The organism is Klebsiella quasivariicola (genome assembly GCF_002269255.1).
Taxonomy (GTDB): Bacteria; Pseudomonadota; Gammaproteobacteria; order Enterobacterales; family Enterobacteriaceae; genus Klebsiella; species Klebsiella quasivariicola.
Genome location: NZ_CP022823.1, coordinates 4,350,098 through 4,366,653 on the forward strand (window position 1 = coordinate 4,350,098; position 16,556 = coordinate 4,366,653).

18 protein-coding genes are annotated in these 16,556 nt (G+C 61.4%); 12 read left to right on the forward strand and 6 right to left on the reverse strand.

Features of this window, described 5'->3' with window-relative positions; genetic code table 11:
• Window positions 1-2: 2 nt before the first annotated feature.
• From tauA to B8P98_RS31175, 4 genes are all read right to left on the reverse strand, one after another.
• Window positions 3-965, reverse strand: a complete 963-nt coding sequence (gene tauA / locus B8P98_RS22025; protein ID WP_025713484.1) for a taurine ABC transporter substrate-binding protein — start codon at window positions 963-965, stop codon at window positions 3-5.
• 225 nt (window positions 966-1,190) lie between these two features.
• Window positions 1,191-2,123 (reverse strand): homocysteine S-methyltransferase, encoded by a 933-nt coding sequence (mmuM, locus tag B8P98_RS22030; protein ID WP_025713483.1) that lies wholly within the window; start codon window positions 2,121-2,123, stop codon window positions 1,191-1,193.
• Window positions 2,110-3,519: an S-methylmethionine permease gene (gene mmuP, locus B8P98_RS22035; RefSeq protein WP_025713482.1), complete on the reverse strand. Its 1,410-nt coding sequence runs from the start codon at window positions 3,517-3,519 to the stop codon at window positions 2,110-2,112. Before mmuP ends, mmuM begins: the two co-directional genes overlap by 14 nt.
• A gap of 82 nt (window positions 3,520-3,601) precedes the next feature.
• Window positions 3,602-3,730 carry a hypothetical protein gene (locus B8P98_RS31175; protein ID WP_165931837.1) on the reverse strand — a complete coding sequence of 43 codons (129 nt, stop codon included), beginning with the start codon at window positions 3,728-3,730 and terminating at the stop codon, window positions 3,602-3,604.
• A 62-nt stretch (window positions 3,731-3,792) separates the two neighbouring features.
• On the opposite strand from B8P98_RS31175, the gene eat reads away from it, so the two are divergent.
• Genes eat through eutC form a run of 3 tightly spaced genes read left to right on the forward strand, consistent with a single transcriptional unit; the run spans window position 3,793 to window position 7,343 of the window.
• Window positions 3,793-5,172 (forward strand): ethanolamine permease, encoded by a 1,380-nt coding sequence (gene eat, locus B8P98_RS22040; RefSeq protein WP_004177284.1) that lies wholly within the window; start codon window positions 3,793-3,795, stop codon window positions 5,170-5,172.
• A gap of 9 nt (window positions 5,173-5,181) precedes the next feature.
• A complete protein-coding gene (locus B8P98_RS22045; protein ID WP_025713481.1) occupies window positions 5,182-6,570 on the forward strand; it encodes an ethanolamine ammonia-lyase subunit EutB in 1,389 nt (462 codons plus the stop codon).
• Window positions 6,567-7,343, forward strand: a complete 777-nt coding sequence (gene eutC / locus B8P98_RS22050) for an ethanolamine ammonia-lyase subunit EutC (RefSeq protein WP_023297110.1) — start codon at window positions 6,567-6,569, stop codon at window positions 7,341-7,343. Before B8P98_RS22045 ends, eutC begins: the two co-directional genes overlap by 4 nt.
• A 439-nt stretch (window positions 7,344-7,782) precedes the next feature.
• Here the strand turns inward: eutC and B8P98_RS31180 are convergent, their stop codons facing one another.
• On the reverse strand, window positions 7,783-7,926 hold the full coding sequence (locus B8P98_RS31180) for a hypothetical protein (protein ID WP_042929599.1): 144 nt from the start codon (window positions 7,924-7,926) through the stop codon (window positions 7,783-7,785).
• On the opposite strand from B8P98_RS31180, the gene B8P98_RS22055 reads away from it, so the two are divergent.
• The 5 genes from B8P98_RS22055 to B8P98_RS22075 are packed head-to-tail and all read left to right on the forward strand — an operon-like array spanning window position 7,919 to window position 12,450.
• Entirely contained in the window at window positions 7,919-9,025 is a 1,107-nt protein-coding gene (locus B8P98_RS22055) for an ABC transporter substrate-binding protein (protein ID WP_004147267.1), read from the forward strand. The two genes, B8P98_RS31180 and B8P98_RS22055, sit on opposite strands and share 8 nt — an antisense overlap.
• 19 nt (window positions 9,026-9,044) lie before the next feature.
• On the forward strand, window positions 9,045-9,944 hold the full coding sequence (locus B8P98_RS22060; RefSeq protein WP_002890128.1) for a branched-chain amino acid ABC transporter permease: 900 nt from the start codon (window positions 9,045-9,047) through the stop codon (window positions 9,942-9,944).
• Window positions 9,944-10,993 (forward strand): branched-chain amino acid ABC transporter permease, encoded by a 1,050-nt coding sequence (locus B8P98_RS22065; RefSeq protein WP_025713480.1) that lies wholly within the window; start codon window positions 9,944-9,946, stop codon window positions 10,991-10,993. Before B8P98_RS22060 ends, B8P98_RS22065 begins: the two co-directional genes overlap by 1 nt.
• Window positions 10,980-11,762: an ABC transporter ATP-binding protein gene (locus B8P98_RS22070; protein ID WP_025713479.1), complete on the forward strand. Its 783-nt coding sequence runs from the start codon at window positions 10,980-10,982 to the stop codon at window positions 11,760-11,762. Before B8P98_RS22065 ends, B8P98_RS22070 begins: the two co-directional genes overlap by 14 nt.
• Window positions 11,755-12,450: an ABC transporter ATP-binding protein gene (locus B8P98_RS22075; protein WP_004204908.1), complete on the forward strand. Its 696-nt coding sequence runs from the start codon at window positions 11,755-11,757 to the stop codon at window positions 12,448-12,450. Before B8P98_RS22070 ends, B8P98_RS22075 begins: the two co-directional genes overlap by 8 nt.
• A 116-nt stretch (window positions 12,451-12,566) precedes the next feature.
• Here the strand turns inward: B8P98_RS22075 and B8P98_RS22080 are convergent, their stop codons facing one another.
• Window positions 12,567-12,737: a hypothetical protein gene (locus B8P98_RS22080; RefSeq protein ID WP_002890108.1), complete on the reverse strand. Its 171-nt coding sequence runs from the start codon at window positions 12,735-12,737 to the stop codon at window positions 12,567-12,569.
• 761 nt (window positions 12,738-13,498) lie between these two features.
• Between B8P98_RS22080 and B8P98_RS22090 the strand changes: the two genes are divergently transcribed.
• From B8P98_RS22090 to B8P98_RS22105, 4 genes are read left to right on the forward strand one after another with little or no spacing between them, the layout of a single operon-like run.
• Window positions 13,499-14,308, forward strand: coding sequence for an ABC transporter substrate-binding protein (locus B8P98_RS22090; RefSeq protein ID WP_002890106.1), 810 nt, complete (start codon window positions 13,499-13,501; stop codon window positions 14,306-14,308).
• A 1-nt stretch (window position 14,309) separates the two neighbouring features.
• Window positions 14,310-15,128 carry an amino acid ABC transporter ATP-binding protein gene (locus tag B8P98_RS22095; RefSeq protein WP_025713478.1) on the forward strand — a complete coding sequence of 273 codons (819 nt, stop codon included), beginning with the start codon at window positions 14,310-14,312 and terminating at the stop codon, window positions 15,126-15,128.
• The gene (locus tag B8P98_RS22100) at window positions 15,125-15,877 is read left to right on the forward strand and encodes an amino acid ABC transporter permease (RefSeq protein WP_012968860.1); all 753 of its coding nucleotides are present in this window, start codon (window positions 15,125-15,127) and stop codon (window positions 15,875-15,877) included. Before B8P98_RS22095 ends, B8P98_RS22100 begins: the two co-directional genes overlap by 4 nt.
• Window positions 15,867-16,556, forward strand: a complete 690-nt coding sequence (locus tag B8P98_RS22105; RefSeq protein ID WP_012968861.1) for an amino acid ABC transporter permease — start codon at window positions 15,867-15,869, stop codon at window positions 16,554-16,556. The genes B8P98_RS22100 and B8P98_RS22105 overlap by 11 nt, the downstream gene beginning before the upstream one ends.

Genomic DNA, 16,556 nt, shown 5'->3' on the forward strand with positions numbered 1-16,556 from the left:
CTTTACTTCACAAAGCGGTCAGTAACGTACTGACGATAATCGGTTCCCGCCGCAGGCACTTTGCCCTGCTCTTTCAGGAAGCGCGCGGTATCGACGATGGCCTGATTGACCGGCCCGTTCAGCGCCTGCGCCTGCTCAGCGGCGGTCAGGTAGGTGTTCCCCTTCACCAGCCCGGGGACATCAGCCTCCGGCACGCCGCTCAGGCGCGCCAGCTTGCTGATGTTGTCCGGCTGTTTCAGCCATGCCTCCGGGTTGGCGATGTAGGGCTGCTGGGCGTCGATGGCGCTTTTAGCGAACGCTTTGACGATCTCCGGATGCTGCTCGGCGAAGTCCTTACGGACTACCCAGACGTCAAGCGTCGGCGCGCCCCACTCCCCCACCAGGGAAGAATCGGTCAGCACCTTGCCCTCTTTTTCCAGTTCGTTAACCGCTGGCGCCCAGACGTAAGCGCCATCGATATCCCCGCGCTGCCAGGCGGCAATGATCGCTGGCGGCTGCAGGTTAATAATCTGCACCTGACCCGGCTTGATGCCCCAGTGTTTGAGCGCCGACAGCAGGCTGTAATGGGTGGTGGAGATAAACGGCACGGCAATGCGCTTGCCGATCAGATCTTCCGGTTTGGTGATGCTCTTTTTCACCACCAGCGCTTCGGAGTTACCGAGCTTTGAGGCAAGCAGGAACACTTCGATCGGCACCTGCTGACTGGCGGCCACCGCCAGCGGGCTGGAGCCGATATTGCCGATCTGCACATCGCCGGAGGCCAGGGCACGCACCACGCTGGCGCCGCTGTCGAATTTCCGCCAGTCGACGGTCGCGCCGCTGGTTTTGGCGAAGGTGTTGTCCGCCTGGGCGACTTTCGCCGGCTCAGCGGAGGTTTGATACGCCACGGTCACGTTGACCGCCTGCGCCTGGAAGGCGGCGACGGCCAGCGCCGCCAGAAGAGTAATTCGCGATGTGAATGCCATAGTGTCTGCTTCCCCTGAGTTGTTATAGGTGCAGTATTTCCGGCATCAGGATGCAGATGAAGTAATTAAAAATTCTGGCTAATAGCGAATCGTTTTTAGAACAAAAGCGGGAAAGGATAGTTGGTTTTGTGCGGTTGATGAGTGGCAGAGGGTTGGCGCCGGGTGGCGGCGACGGATCGCGCAAGGTGTAGGCCGGGTAAGCGCAGCGCCACCCGGCAAAAAAACTCAGCGCTTCGCGTTAAGCTCAGCAATATCCTTCGGCGTGGTGCGGCAGCAGCCGCCAATCAGCTTCGCCCCGGCCGCCAGCCACTGCGGCAGATAATCCGCCAGGGTGGCGCAGGCTTCGCCATGATGGTGCCAGGTCTTGCTCACCGCGTCATAATGTTCGCCGGAGTTAGGATAGACCACCAGCGGCAGCGTCGTCAGGCTGTGCAGATGCGCCAGCGCCGCGGGCGTATTTTCCAGCGCGATACAGTTGATCCCCACCGCCACCACCTGCGGGTTATCCGCCAGGGCGGCCATCACCTCGCGCAGCGGCGTGCCGTCGCTGAGATGTTCGGCATCGCGCAGCGTAAAGGCGTACCAGGCGCGGGCGCGGGGATACGCTTGCAGCAACGCCGTCAGGGCCTGGATCTCGGCGAAGGACGGCAGGGTTTCACAGGCCAGCAGATCGGCGCCGGCATCCAGCAGCGCTTCGACGCGCGGGCGGTGGAAGGCCTGGAACTCTGCCGCGCTGCGCTGATAATCGCCGCGATACTCCGAGCCGTCGGCGAGAAACGCGCCATACGGCCCCACCGAACCGGCCACCAGCAGCGTACCGGCCTGCGGGTTCTCGGCGAGGTACGCCTCGCGCGCTTTGCGCGCCAGTTCGACGCTTTTGCCGATCAGCGCCCGGGACTGCGCCTCATCCAGCCCGCGCGCGGCAAAGCCCGCCGGAGTGGCCTGATAGCTGGCGGTGATCGCCACCTGCGCCCCGGCGCGAAAGTAGTCGAGATGCACATCGCGGATCAGCTGCGGGTTCTCCAGCAGCACTTTCGCTGACCACAGGCTGTCGGCCAGATCGCAGCCGCGCGCCTCCAGCTCGGTGGCCATGGCGCCGTCCAGCAGCACAAACGGCTGGGCGGCAAGCAGGGCGGTAAACGGATTAGTCTGCGACATGTTGGGGCTCCTGAGTCATATTCCGTGAACGAGTAAGATACCAGGCACCATAGCACAGGGCCACAAAGGGGATCCCGCACCACAGCGCAATTCTCTGGCTCGGGTCAAAGGCAAGGCCCACGCAGGCCACCAGGCACAGCACAAAGCCCAGCACGGGCACCACCGGATACCAGGGAGCGCGATACTGCAGATCGCTCAGCGCCCTGCCCTGCTGCAGATGGCGGCGGCGGAACATAAAGTGCGAGGCGCAGATGCTTAACCACACCGCCACCACCGCAAAGCCGGAGATCGCCGACAGCGCCACAAACACCGTATCGGGCGCCACCACGCTGGAGAACAGCGCCAGCACGCCGCCCAACATACTGACCGACAGGGCGGTCACCGGCACGCCCCGTTTATTGACTTTGGCAAAGCAGGCCGGCAGCGTCTTCTCGTTCGACAGCGACCACAGCATCCGTCCGGAAGCGTACAGGCCGGAGTTGGCCGCCGACAGGATCGCCGTCAGGATCACGAAGTTGAACATGTCCGCCGCGTAAGGGATGCCCACCTTCTCAAACACCAGCACGAAGGGGCTTTTCTCCACCCCCGCCTGCTGCATTGGGATCAGCGCCGCCAGCACAAACACGGTGCCGATAAAGAAAATAATCAGCCGGGCAATAGTGGTGCGGATGGCGACCGGAATAACCTTATGCGGGTTTTCCGTTTCCCCGGCGGCAATGCCGATAAGCTCCGTTCCGGAGAAGGCGAAGTTCACCGCCACCATGGTCATCAGGATCGGCAGGCCGCCATGCGGGAACCAGCCTTCGGCGGTGATATTATTCAGGCCCGGCGCCGGCGAGCCATCCTGCATCGGAATGAAGCCGAAAATGGCCGCGCCGCCGAGAACAATAAACGCGATGATGGTGATCACTTTCACCAGCGAGAACCAGAACTCGCCTTCGGCGAAGAAGCGCGTCGAAATGATATTAAGGCCGAAGATCACTGCGCAGAACACCACGCACCAGATCCAGACCGGCACCTGCGGGAACCAGTACTGCATGCAGAAGCCGGCGGCGGTGAAGCTCGACCCCAGCGCCACCGTCCACGTCAGCCAGTAGAGCCACGCCACGGTATAGCCTGTCGCCGGGCCAAGATAGCGCGCTGCGTAAACGTGGAAGGCGCCGGTCTCCGGCATCGCCACCGACAGTTCGCCGAGGCACTGCATCACCAGCCAGACCACCAGGGCACCAATCAGATACGCCAGCAGCGTCCCGGCCGCGCCGGTGGTGGAGATGATATACCCGGTATTAAAGAATAAGCCGGTGCCAATCACGCCGCCGAGCGACAGCATGATCAGATGGCGCGTTTTCATGGTGCGCTTCAGTTGCCCACCTTGTTGTTGTGTTGTGCTTTGCATTTTATTTTCTCACGCCAGCCCGCTTGCCCGGGTCTTGATGCGTATAAACGTATAGACATCTAAACATCCAAAAGAAGAGGTGTTATACCGTGCCGCCGCGGAAAAAGCAAAGCCGCTGCACCAGGGCACGCGCCGACAGCGTGCAGCCTGCCCCATTTTTGCGCAGCGCCGGCTGGCGCGCCACGCGCTGATGCCTTATCGCGGCAGGCAACGTTCTGGCACTCTCTTTGCAGCCTGTCGTTCAGAACCTTTCTATCTGGCGAGGCAACACGTATGACAGAGCACACCACCACCTTAAAAAGAACGCTCGGCAGTTTTCGTTTATGGGGGATCGCCGTCGGACTGGTGATATCCGGGGAGTACTTCGGCTGGAGCTACGGCTGGTCGCAGGCGGGCACGATGGGGTTTATGGTCGTCGCCCTGGCGGTCGCCGCCATGTACTGCGCCTTTATTTTCAGCTTTACCGAGCTGACCACCGCCATCCCGCACGCTGGCGGCCCTTTCGCCTATGCCTACCGCGCCTTCGGGCCCACCGGCGGCTTTATCGCTGGTTTTGCCACCCTGATTGAATTCGTCTTCGCCCCGCCGGCCATCGCCATGGCCATCGGTGCCTACCTCAACGTGCAGTTTCCGGCGCTGGATCCGAAATGGGTCGCCTGCGGCGCTTACGTGATCTTTATGACGCTCAATATTCTCGGCGTCGGCATTGCCGCCACCTTCGAGCTGATCGTCACCCTGCTGGCCATCTTCGAGCTGCTGGTGTTCATGGGCGTGGTCGCCCCCGGCTTCTCCTGGAGCCACTTCACCACTAACGGCTGGGCGGGCGCGGACAGCTTCAGCGGCCTGGCGCTGCCGGGGATGTTCGCCGCCATTCCGTTCGCCATCTGGTTCTTCCTCGCCATTGAGGGGGCCTCCATGGCGGCCGAAGAGGCCAAAGATCCGCAGCGCACCATTCCCCGCGCCCTGGGCGGCGGCATTCTGACGCTGACGGTGCTGGCGATCGGCGTGATGGTCTTCGCCGGCGGCGTCGGCGACTGGCGCGCGCTGTCCAATATTAACGATCCGCTGCCCCAGGCGATGAAGACGGTCGTGGGCAACGGCAGCGGCTGGCTGCATATGCTGGTGTGGCTGGGGCTGTTTGGCCTCGTCGCCTCCTTCCACGGCATCATTATGGGCTACTCGCGGCAGATCTACTCCCTCGCCCGCGCCGGCTATCTGCCCGCCGGGCTGGCCTCCCTCAACCGCCGCACGCGCACCCCGCATCTGGCGATCCTCGCCGGCGGCGTGGTCGGTATCGCCGCGATCTTCTCCGACTCGCTGATCACCATCAGCGGCATGCCGCTGACCGCCTGCATCGTCACCATGTCGGTATTTGGGGCTATTGTTATGTATATCACTTCCATGGCGGCGCTGTTCAAACTGCGCCGTAGCGAGCCGAAGCTGATCCGTCCGTTCCGCGCCCCGCTCTACCCGCTGGCGCCGGCCTTTGCCCTCGGCATGGCGGTGCTCTGCCTGGTGGCGATGGTCTGGTATAACCTGCTGCTGGCGCTGATTTTCGCGGCGATGATGCTCGGCGGCTACCTGTGGTTCCGCAAAACCGCAGCGGCCCGTGAACGGGCGCCAGTGGATCCTCAACTGCGCACGGTCTCCTGAGGAGGCGGCATGTATAAAACCACGCTATCGGGCCAGGTATGGCGCTTTGATAGTCTGAAAACGCTGATGGCGAAAGCGTCGCCGGCCCGCTCCGGCGACGCCCTCGCAGGGGTTATCGCCACCTCAGCCGAAGAGCGGATGGCGGCGAAAATGGCCCTTGCCGAGGTGCCGCTGACCGACATACTCGACAACCCGCTGATCCCTTACGAGCAGGATGAAGTGACTCGCCTGATCCTCGACACCCATGATGCGCAGGGCTTTGCCGCCCTGCGTCACCTGACGGTCGGCGATTTTCGCGACTGGCTGCTGGATGATGCTACCGATACCGCCACGCTGCAGCGGGTCGCCCGCGCCATCACCCCGGAGATGGCGGCGGCGGTCAGTAAGCTGATGCGCAATCAGGATCTGATCCTTGCCGCCAGCAAATGCCAGGTGGTGACGCGCTTTCGCAACACCATCGGCCTGCCCGGCCACCTCAGCGTGCGCCTGCAGCCCAACCATCCCACCGACGATCTGAAAGGCATCGCCGCCAGTATGCTCGACGGGCTGCTGTACGGCGCCGGGGACGCGGTGATTGGCATCAACCCGGCCAGCGACAGCTTACCGGTGCTGGCGCAGCTGAACGTCATGCTGGACGATATTATTCAGCGCTTCGCCATCCCCACCCAGTCCTGCATCCTGACTCATGTCACCAATACGCTGCAGCTGATTGAGCGCGGCGCGCCGGTGGATCTGGTGTTTCAGTCGGTGGCGGGAACCGAAGCGGCCAACAGCGGCTTCGGCATCAATCTTGCCATGCTGCAGGAGGCCCGCGAGGCGGCCCTCAGCCTCAGGCGCGGTACCCTCGGCAACAATGTGATGTATTTTGAGACCGGCCAGGGAAGCTGCCTGTCGGCCAACGCCCACCACGGCGTCGATCAGCAAACCTGTGAGGCGCGGGCCTACGCCGTCGCCCGTCACTTTGAACCGCTACTGGTCAATACCGTGGTCGGCTTTATCGGTCCGGAGTATCTCTATGACGGCAAGCAGATTATTCGCGCCGGGCTGGAGGATCATTTCTGCGGCAAGCTGATGGGCCTGCCGATCGGCTGCGACGTCTGCTATACCAACCACGCGGAAGCGGATCAGGATGATATGGACACCCTGCTGACTCTGCTGTGCACCGCCGGGCTCACCTTCCTGATCGGCGTGCCCGGAGCGGACGATATCATGCTCAATTACCAGAGCACCTCGTTCCATGACGCGCTGTACGCCCGTCGCCTGCTGGGCTTAAAGCATGCCCCGGAGTTCGCCGACTGGCTGGCGAAGATGCAGATTATCGATCCGCACGGCGCGCTGCGGCTCACCGACGCCCGCCATCCGCTGTTGTCCGTTCTGCCGCAAGGAGCCCCTGTATGAACCGTCCCGATGCCTGGAACCCGCTACGTGAATTTACCGATGCGCGGATCGCCCTGGGGCGCAGTGGCGCCAGCCTGCCGACCCGCGAAGTCCTCAACTTTGGTCTGGCCCACGCCAGAGCGCGGGACGCCATTCATCAGCCGTTCGCCAGCCAGCAGCTGGTGGCGCCGCTGGCGGCGCTCGGCCTCGACGCCCTGACGGTGCGCAGCGCCGCGCCGGACCGTCACACCTATCTGCGGCGCCCGGATCTCGGGCGGCAGCTCGCCGACGAAAGCCGCGCCGATCTCGCCGCCAGCGGCGTCCGCCCCGCCGACCTGCTGCTGGTAATCGGCGATGGCCTCTCTTCCTGGGCGGTAGAGCGCCAGGCGGTGCCGTTGATCCGCGCCCTGCTGCCCTATCTGCAGACGCTGGGTATCGGCCTGGCGCCGGTGGTGCTGGCGCATCAGTCGCGGGTGGCGCTGGGGGATGATATTGGCGAAACCCTGAAAGCCCGCGCGGTGGCGATCCTGATTGGCGAACGACCGGGTCTCTCCTCACCGGACAGCCTCGGCGTCTACCTCACCTGGCAGCCCCATCGGCAGCGGCTGGAATCGGAGCGCAACTGTATCTCCAATATTCGTCCGGAGGGATTAAGCCATGACGCCGCCGCCTTTAAACTGGCCTGGCTGCTGGAGCAGGCTTTTTTACGCCGCGTCACCGGCGTGCAGTTAAAAGATGAAAGTGATAATCCGGCGCTGCATGGAAAAATAAAACCGTTAACCCCTTTAAAATAATAAGTCACACCAGCCGCAGAATAGATTTTTAATATTATCTTGCGCATCTGACTATTATATTCCGCCGCGTGCTGAAATTGCCCGGCGGCGCTTCGCTTGCGCGGGCCTACGGAAGCCGTTCAACCGGTTTATATGGCGTATTTTCCAGGCCGGATAAGGCGCCAGTCGCCATCCGGCAAAATGCGTTCACCGTCCCCAAAACCGTGTTGTCATCAGCCTTATACCCTTGCCTGCAGGTAATAAGAATATTGCATGAGTAAAAACGAAACGGACGTTGTAAGGTAAATCAGCGCATTAAAAATACCCGTCATACTTCAAGTTGCATGTGCGTTGGCTGCGTTCTCTCCCCAGTCACTTACTTCGGTAAGCTTCCGGGGACTCGCTCACTTGCCGCCTTCATGCGACTCGAATTATTTAGGGTATATATCTCGTTATCTATTCAACATAACAGCCAATAATTCGTCGGACACGCTGGCGAATTATTCCTCAATGTTATGCAGTCATTGATGGTTAAAGATAAATAATCGACCGACGGAGAAATACCCATGAAATCGTTTTCCGGGAAAGCGTCTTTAATGGCCACGCTGGTTGCCGCGCTGGTCGGCGCCAGCAGCGCGCAGGCAGCGGAAATTAAAATCGGGGTGGTATTACCCCTGAGCGGCGCCCTCAGCGGCTACGGCCAGCCGTCGCAGAAAGGGCTGGACATTATTCAGGCCATCACTCCGACCTTAAAAAATGGCGATACCATCAAGCTTATCGTTATCGATGATAAAAGCGACAAAGTCGAAGCGGCCAACGCCATGCAGCGCCTGGTCTCCAGCGATAAAGTGGATGCCGTGATCGGGGAAGTCACCTCCTCCAACACCCTGGCGATGACCAAGATCGCCGACGACAGCAAAACGCCGCTGGTCTCCTCCACCGCCACCAACGACCGCGTCACCCGTAACCATCCGTACGTCAGCCGGGTCTGTTTCTCGGACAGCTTCCAGGGGGTGGTCGGGGCCAATCTGGCCTCCCGCGATCTGAAAGCCAAAACCGCCGCCATCGTGTTTGATAGCAGCAACGACTACTCCGTCGGCCTGGCGAAAGCGTTCCGCACCCAGTTCCTGAAAAACGGCGGCACCATTCCCATCGAGGTACAGGCCCCGGGCGGCAGCAAGGACTTTAAAGCCCAGCTGGCGAGCGTCAAGGCGAAGAATGTCGACATGATTTACATGCCGATCTACTACACCGAAGGGGCGCTGATTGCCGTGCAGTCTAAACAACTGGGGCTCAACAAACCGGTGGTGGGCGGCGACGGTCTGGCCGCGGATCAGGTCTTCTTCGATGTCGGTAAAGACGCGGTCAACGGCTATATGACCACCGATTATTACTCGCCGAACGCCAAAGAGCAGACCCCGGCCGGGGAAACCTTCATCAAAGCCTGGGAAGCAAAATACCAGCAGCCGACCCATACCTGGGGCGCAATGGCGGCGGACGCCTATAACGTCATCGTCAACGCCATGAACCAGTGCAGCGATCCCCACGATCGGGTCTGCGTGAATGAAAAAATCCGCGCCACCAAAGATTTCCAGGGCGTGACCGGCACGCTGACGTTACAGAACGGCGATGCCATTCGCAGCGCGGTCATCAACGAAGTGAAAGATGGCAAGCTGGCGTTTCGTACCGTGGTTAACCCTTAAGTTGTGACGAGGCTACAAAATGGACGGCGCCATTTTTCTCCAGCAAGTGGTCAATGGAATGAGTCTTGGGGGCATGTACGCCCTGATTGCCATCGGTTATACGATGGTTTATGGCGTGCTACGGCTGATCAACTTCGCCCATGCGGACGTGATGATGGTCGGCGCGTTTAGTACGCTGTTTTTATTTTCTTCGGTTGGGCTACCCTTCGGGGTAGCCGTTTTCCTGACCCTCGGGCTGTGCGGCCTGTTTGGTATGCTGATTGACCGGGTCGCCTATCGTCCGCTGCGTCAGGCCTCGAAAATCTCCATGCTGATCACCGCCATCGGCGTCAGCTTCTTCCTCGAAAACCTGTTTAACGTGCTGTTCGGCGGCAGCTCACGCTTCTTCTCCGCCCCTGACTTTTTCAACCAGACCCGCGCCTTCGGCAGCGTCATCATTACCAACGTGGCGTGGATTGTGCCGCTGATCACCGTCCTGCTGCTGCTGGCGATCCTCTGGCTGCTGTACCGCACCCGCTATGGGATGGCGATCCGCGCAGTGGCCTTTGACGTCAACACCGTGCGCCTGATGGGCATTGACGCCAACCGGATCATCTCCCTGGTCTTCGCCCTCGGCAGTAGTCTCGCGGCGCTCGGCGGCGTGTTCTACTCCATCAGCTACCCCACTATCGATCCCCTGATGGGCGTGCTTATCGGCCTGAAGGCCTTCGCCGCCGCCGTGCTGGGCGGGATCGGCAGCGTCACCGGCGCGGTGCTGGGCGGCTTTATCCTCGGTTTTACCGAGGTGGTCGCCGTGGCGATCTTCCCCGAACTGGGCGGCTATAAAGACGCTTTCGCCTTCCTGTTCTTGATTCTGGTCCTCTTGTTCCGCCCGGTCGGCATTATGGGCGACGAACGTCTGGAAAGGAGCCGTTTCTGATGCTCAACGCGACGACGACCGCCGGGGCGCAACTGCGCAACCTGGCCATTATTGTCATCTGTATCGCGCTGCTGGCCGGAATCAACGTGGTTTTCAATGACTACATTGTTCGCGTCATCAGCACCATTTTTATCTTTATGATCCTCGCGGTCAGCTACAACCTGATCAACGGCGTGACCGGCCAGCTGTCGCTGGAGCCGAACGGCTTCGTGGCGGTGGGCGCCTACGTGACCGCCCTGCTGATCCTCTCCAGCGACAGCAAGGTAGACATGTTTGAAATGGCCGCCCCCAGCCCGTGGATCCTCAGCCTGCACGCGGGCTTCCTCCCTGCCCTGCTGATAAGCGGCCTGTGCGCGGCGGCGCTGGCGGTGTGCCTCGCCGTACCGGTCTTCCGGGTACGTGGCGACTACCTGGCCATCGTCACCCTCGGCTTTGGGTTTATCATCAAGATCCTCGCCATTAACAACCCGCAAATCACCAACGGCGCCATCGGGCTGAACGATATTCCGCAGCAGCCGAATCTCCTGTTCTGGTGCGGGCTGTTCGCCCTGCTGGCCACCGGCATGATCCTCCAGCTGGTGTGGTCGAAGTATGGCCGGATGATGAAAGCCATTCGCGACGATGAAGATGCGGCGATCGCCATGGGGGTCAACACCTTCCGCATCAAAACCTGCGCCTTCGCCACCAGCGCCTTCTTCGAAGGGATCGGCGGCGGTCTGCTGGCTTCGCTGCTGACCACCATTTCCCCGGGGCTGTTCGACTTTATGCTCACCTTCCAGCTGCTGATTATTATCGTCCTCGGCGGACTCGGCAGCACCACCGGCGCCCTGCTCGGCACCGTACTGGTGGTCGGCAGCGGCGAGTGGCTGCGCTTCCTCGACCAGCCGCTGCAGTTTTTTGGCCACGATCTCGGCGCGTATCCGGGCCTGCGAATGGTGGTCTTCTCCCTGCTGCTGCTGATCATCATGCTTTTCGCCCGCGAAGGGCTACTGGGGAAAAAAGAGATTTGGCAGATCGGAAGAAGGAGCCGCGGCTATGGCGGAAAATAAAGTCATCCTGCAGGTGCAGGACGTTACCATGCAGTTTGGCGGCCTGCGGGCCATCGACAACGTCAGCTTCCATGTTGACGAGGCGGAGATCTTTGGCCTTATCGGCCCTAACGGCGCGGGCAAAACCACTTTGTTTAACGTCATCACCGCCAACTATAAACCCACCCGCGGCAACGTCACCCTGGCGGGCACGTCGCTGAAGGGGCTGAAGCCCAACCAGGTGGTGAACGCCGGGATCGCCCGTACCTTCCAGAATATCCGTCTGTTTAACTCCATGACGGTGCTGGAGAACGTGATGGTCGGACTCGACCGCGCCAGCCGCTACTCCCTGCTGGAGGCGGCGCTGCATATTGGCCGCTACTTTCCGGCCGAACGGGCGGCGAAAGCCAAAGCCATGGCCATTCTGGAGGACATCGGCATCGCCCACTTCGCCCATATGCAGGCCACAAACCTGAGCTATGGCAACCAGCGCAAAGTGGAGATCGCCCGCGCGCTGGCCACCGCGCCGAAGCTGCTGCTGCTCGATGAGCCGGCCGCCGGGATGAACCCGAAGGAGACCGAGGATCTGGCGGAGCTTATCTTCCGCATGCGCCATGACTATCAGCTCAGCGTCCTGCTGATTGAGCACGATATGCCCTTCGTCAACCGCCTGTGTGAGCGGGTGATGGTTCTGGAGTACGGTAAGCCGCTGTTCAGCGGCCTGATGGCCGAGGCAATCCAGCATCCGGACGTCATTTCCGCTTATCTGGGAGAAGCCAATTATGCTTAACGCCCGGGAACTTAAGGTCTTTTACGGCGTGATCCAGGGGCTGAAAGGCGTTGATATCGACGTCTATGACCGGGAAATCGTCACCCTGATCGGCAGCAATGGCGCCGGTAAAACCTCCACCCTGAACGGGATCGTCAACCTGGTGCGCTCCAGTGGGCGCGTCAGCTTCCTCAACGACGATATCTCACGTAGCCAGACCCACCAGATTGTGCGCCGCGGGCTGGCGCTGGTGCCGGAGGGACGCCGGGTCTTTACCAACCTGACCATCGAAGAGAACCTGCGCATGGGCGCTTACAATAATCTCGCCGGCTACACCCGCCTGCGCGATCGCATGTATGCCCTCTTTCCACGGCTCAAGGAGCGGCGCCATCAGATGGCGGGCACCATGAGCGGCGGCGAGCAGCAGATGCTGGCCATCGCCCGGGCGCTGATGAGCGAGCCGGTGTTATTGATGCTGGATGAACCGAGCCTCGGACTGGCGCCGAAAATTGTCGGCGAGCTGTTCGGCATCATTAAGCAACTGCGCGAAGAGAATATGACGGTGCTGCTGGTGGAGCAGAATGCGACGGCAGCGCTGGCGATCGCCGATCGGGCGTATGTCCTGGAGAATGGCCGGATCACCTTGTCAGGCGCGGCGCGGGAGATGCTGACTAACCCGGAAATTAAGCGGATGTATCTGGGGGGATAAGCATGATCAAAACTGCCTGGGCTGCGGCGGCGCATCCTGTGATGCCGCAACCTCAGGCAGTCTCTTGCTACACAAAGCACACCTCGTTCCAGTAGGCTTCACGCGTCCTGCGTCGCTCAGTATGTCTTATCATGACGGAACCACCGGGTTTCCACGTTGCCAATATCCACGCCGTAGAGGCTGGCCACCGGCAGGATCGCCTCCATGACGCGCTGGGTATCCTGCTGTCCGGCTTCACCGTTGGACAAAAAAGCCAGCCAGCCCGTTAATCGTTGCCACAATGCCACTTTCGTTTTCTCCTCTGTCGGGAAGCGAATCGCCTGGGTCTATTTCAACCACAGTTGGCCGGGGGCGGGAAATATTAATTCCGAATTTGCAATCCTGGCTGGCGCATATTACGCCCGGTCCTTTCCCCTCACCCTAACCCTCTCCCTGAGGGAGAGGGAACCGCCCGGCAATCGTTACCGCCCCGGTATACACCGCGGGGCCACAGGGAAAGGCACATACCATTTTTAACGGATATGTTCTGATTGCTATGAAATGGCTCCTGAAACCTACGGGCGTGCAGCGGGCCGATTCCCGCTGAAATCGGCGAACCGGAGGTCGGCAGACAAGGGCTGGCCGCCACGGAGGGCGGCCAGAGGCGATTCGAGACACGACGTCGAGTTGAGCCGACCGCAGGCTGATGACCGGGAGGTGAGCGTAGTGCGCAGCACCGATTTCTCTGCGGGACCGGGGGGATTGTAAAGGGGGAGACGGTTTTCTCCCCCTTTACCCGTTCACCGGCAAAGAACCACCATTTTCTCGCAAACGCAAAGTGAACGGAAAATTACCCCTATCCCTCCCCCTCCCACTCTCTCCGGAGGGAGAGGGAACCGCCCGGCAATCGTTGCCGCCCCGGTAAAACGCCAGCGGCGCATAAAGAATACCCACAGGTTTGTTAAGTTCTTTTTCGTTATAGATAAGAATTTTTTCTTCTTTGCCGCCGACGGGGAATTTGTGGGAGCGTGATGTCCACAAAACAAAACAGGGATTCAGGGGAAAAACTATGCGCAACAAAACCACAAAAATAGCACTGGCGCTGGGTATGCTGCTGCTCGCCTCGCAGGCACAGGCAGACCAGCTGGCTGACATCAAAGCCGCCGGCGTCGTGAAAGTCGCCACCTTCGACGCTAACCCGCCGTTCGGCTCGGTGGATGCCAAAACCCACCATATCGTCGGCTACGATGTCGACTTTGCCCAGGCGCTGGCGAAAGCGCTCGGCGTCAAACTCGAGCTGGTGGCGACGAACCCGGCCAACCGTATTCCGCTGCTGCAGTCCGGCAAAGCCGACCTGATCGTCGCCGACATTACCATCACCCCGGAGCGGGCCCAGGTCATTGATTTCTCGACGCCGTATTTCGTCACCGGCCAGCAGTTCCTCGTGCCGGCCGGCTCTCCGGATAAGCTCGATGAGTACAGCAAAGCGCGCATCGGCGCGGTGAAAGGCACCACCGGCGAACAGGCCCTGCACCAGCGTTTCCCGCAGGCTCGCGTTCTCTCCTATGACGATATTCCGCTGGCCCTGACCGCCCTGCGCAACGGCAACGTCCAGGCCATCACCCAGGACAGCACCATCCTCGCCGGTCTGCTGGCGGAAGCGCCGGATAAAGCCAAGTTTAAAATTCTGCCCGACCTGCTCAGCAAAGAAGAGATTGGCGTGGGCGTGAAGAAAGGCGAACCGGCCCTGCTGAAGGCCGTTAACGATGAGCTGGTGAAGCTGGAGAAAACCGGCGAAGCCGCAAAAATCTACGATGTCTGGTTTGGCCCTGCCACCAAAACGCCGCAGCCGCGCGCCTTTACCATAGAAGCGAAATAATATGTTCTCGGGTTTACTCTCCCACTCCGCGGCCCCGGCCGCGGATTTTTCACGTCTGCGGCGCGCCAGCATTACGTTCCGTGATGTGGCCAAGCGCTACGGCGATCATCAGGTGCTAAATGCGATCAACCTGCAGGTCGAGCCCGGCGAAGTGGTGGCGATCCTCGGCCCTTCCGGGTCGGGAAAATCGACCCTGATCCGCTTGATCAACCAGCTCGAATCCTTAAGCGGCGGCGAGATCCTGATCGACGATAAACCGACCAGCCGGCTGAGCGGCAGCGCCTTGCGCCAGCTGCGCAGCCGCGTCGGTTTTGTCTTCCAGCAGTTCAACCTTTACGCCCACCTGACGGCGCAGGAGAACATCACTCTGGCGCTGGAGCGCGTCCACGGCTGGGGAAAAAGTGCGGCTCAGGAGCGGGCGCTGGCGCTGCTGCGCCAGGTCGGGCTGGAAGAAAAAGCGCAGCAGATGCCGGCGCAGCTCTCCGGCGGCCAGCAGCAGCGGGTGGCGATCGCCCGCGCCCTGGCCTCCTCGCCGCAGATTATCCTGTTCGATGAGCCCACCTCGGCGCTCGACCCGGAGATGATCGGCGAAGTGCTGCAGGTGATGAAAACCCTCGCCCACAGCGGGATCACCATGCTGGTGGTGACTCATGAGATGCAGTTTGCCCGCGAAATTGCCGACCGGGTGGTGTTTATCGACGGCGGCGACATTCTCGAGGTCGCCCCGCCGGCTGAGTTTTTCGCCCATCCGCAGCATGCCCGCGCACGGCGTTTTCTGCAGAAGGTGCTGGATCCGCTGCACCAGGAGAGCCTCGAGTGACGCCGATGCTTGACTGGCACGGCGTCCTGAGCGGGCAGCCGTTGCAATGGATTATCTCTGGTTTTCTCACCACCGTCTGGGTCAGCGTCGCCGGGATCCTGCTCGCCACCCTGCTGGCGGTCCTGCTGCTGGCCCTGCGCCTCGGCGGCGGCCGCGCGGGGCGCGGGCTGGTGGCCGCGTGGGTCTCGCTGTTTCGCAATACCCCGCTGCTGGTCCAGCTGCTGTTCTGGTACTTTGCCGCCTGGAACCTGCTGCCGCTGGCGGTGAAGGAGGTGGTGAACGACGAACACGCCTGGTCCATTTTGCCGGGTAACGTCTGGTGGCTGACGCCAGAGTTCCTCTGCTCGATGTGGGGGCTGGGGGTCTTTACCTCCGCCTTTCTGGTGGAAGAGATCGCCTCCGGACTGCGCGCCGTCAGCCACGGGCAGCGGGAAGCCGCGCTGTCGCAGGGCTTTACGCCGTGGCAGGAGCTGCGCTTTATCCTCCTGCCGCAGGGGCTGGCCAACGCCTGGCAGCCGATTGTCGGCCAGTATCTTAACCTGATGAAACTCTCATCGCTGGCCAGCGGCATCGGCTTTGCGGAACTGACCTATCAGGTACGACAGATTGAGAGCTATAACGCGCACGCCCTGGAGGCGTTTGCCGTCGGCACTGCGCTGTACCTGGCGCTGGGGGTGGCGATGGGCGTGGCGCTCACGCGTCTCGGCCCGGGAAGAAAACTGCAACGGAGCGCCCAACATGAACGCTAATCTGGCGGTGATCGCCGATAACCTCGATTACCTGCTGTGGGGGCGACTGGCGGAGGGCCAGCCCGGCGGCGTGGCGCTGACCCTGCTGATGGCCATCGGCGCCACCCTGCTGGCGCTGCCGGGAGGCATTGCGCTGGCGGGCCTGGCCTGGCGCTACGGGGGGCTGGTGCGGCGTCTGCTGTTTCTGTGGGCGGAAATTATTCGCGGCATCCCGCTGATATTTGTCATCTTCTGGCTGTGGTATCTGTTGCCGATGCTGACCGGCGGCGATCTGCCCGGCGCGGTGACCGTGACCCTGGCGCTGGCGTGGTTTACCGCCGCATCGGTGATGCACTCGGTGCTGGCCGGGCTGCAGTCGCTGCCGAAAGGACAGTATGAGGCGGCGCTGACCCAGGGGTTCGCCCCCGGGCAAACGCTGCGCCTGGTGCTGCTCCCGCAGGCGCTGCGTAACGTTCAGCCCTCGCTGGTGGGGATCTTTATCGGCCTGCTGAAAGACACGTCGCTGGCGTTTATCGTCAACGTCCCGGAGCTGACTACCGTGGCCGGCCAGGTCAACAACCGGGTGCAAATCTATCCCCTGGCGATCTTCGTCTTCACCGGCGCGGTGTACTATCTGCTGTGCTGCGGTCTGAGCCTGCTGGCCAGCCGGCGTTTTACCCGCCGCGCGACCACCGGATAA

What these genes read in the sequence shown, in the direction of transcription:
- tauA (WP_025713484.1), bottom strand. Translation starts at nt 965, where the DNA reads ATGGCATTCACATCGCGAATTACTCTTCTGGCGGCGCTGGCCGTCGCC.
- mmuM (WP_025713483.1), bottom strand. Translation starts at nt 2,123, where the DNA reads ATGTCGCAGACTAATCCGTTTACCGCCCTGCTTGCCGCCCAGCCGTTT.
- mmuP (WP_025713482.1), bottom strand. Translation starts at nt 3,519, where the DNA reads ATGCAAAGCACAACACAACAACAAGGTGGGCAACTGAAGCGCACCATG.
- eat (WP_004177284.1), top strand. Translation starts at nt 3,793, where the DNA reads ATGACAGAGCACACCACCACCTTAAAAAGAACGCTCGGCAGTTTTCGT.
- B8P98_RS22045 (WP_025713481.1), top strand. Translation starts at nt 5,182, where the DNA reads ATGTATAAAACCACGCTATCGGGCCAGGTATGGCGCTTTGATAGTCTG.
- eutC (WP_023297110.1), top strand. Translation starts at nt 6,567, where the DNA reads ATGAACCGTCCCGATGCCTGGAACCCGCTACGTGAATTTACCGATGCG.
- B8P98_RS22055 (WP_004147267.1), top strand. Translation starts at nt 7,919, where the DNA reads ATGGCCACGCTGGTTGCCGCGCTGGTCGGCGCCAGCAGCGCGCAGGCA.
- B8P98_RS22060 (WP_002890128.1), top strand. Translation starts at nt 9,045, where the DNA reads ATGGACGGCGCCATTTTTCTCCAGCAAGTGGTCAATGGAATGAGTCTT.
- B8P98_RS22065 (WP_025713480.1), top strand. Translation starts at nt 9,944, where the DNA reads ATGCTCAACGCGACGACGACCGCCGGGGCGCAACTGCGCAACCTGGCC.
- B8P98_RS22070 (WP_025713479.1), top strand. Translation starts at nt 10,980, where the DNA reads ATGGCGGAAAATAAAGTCATCCTGCAGGTGCAGGACGTTACCATGCAG.
- B8P98_RS22075 (WP_004204908.1), top strand. Translation starts at nt 11,755, where the DNA reads ATGCTTAACGCCCGGGAACTTAAGGTCTTTTACGGCGTGATCCAGGGG.
- B8P98_RS22090 (WP_002890106.1), top strand. Translation starts at nt 13,499, where the DNA reads ATGCGCAACAAAACCACAAAAATAGCACTGGCGCTGGGTATGCTGCTG.
- B8P98_RS22095 (WP_025713478.1), top strand. Translation starts at nt 14,310, where the DNA reads ATGTTCTCGGGTTTACTCTCCCACTCCGCGGCCCCGGCCGCGGATTTT.
- B8P98_RS22105 (WP_012968861.1), top strand. Translation starts at nt 15,867, where the DNA reads ATGAACGCTAATCTGGCGGTGATCGCCGATAACCTCGATTACCTGCTG.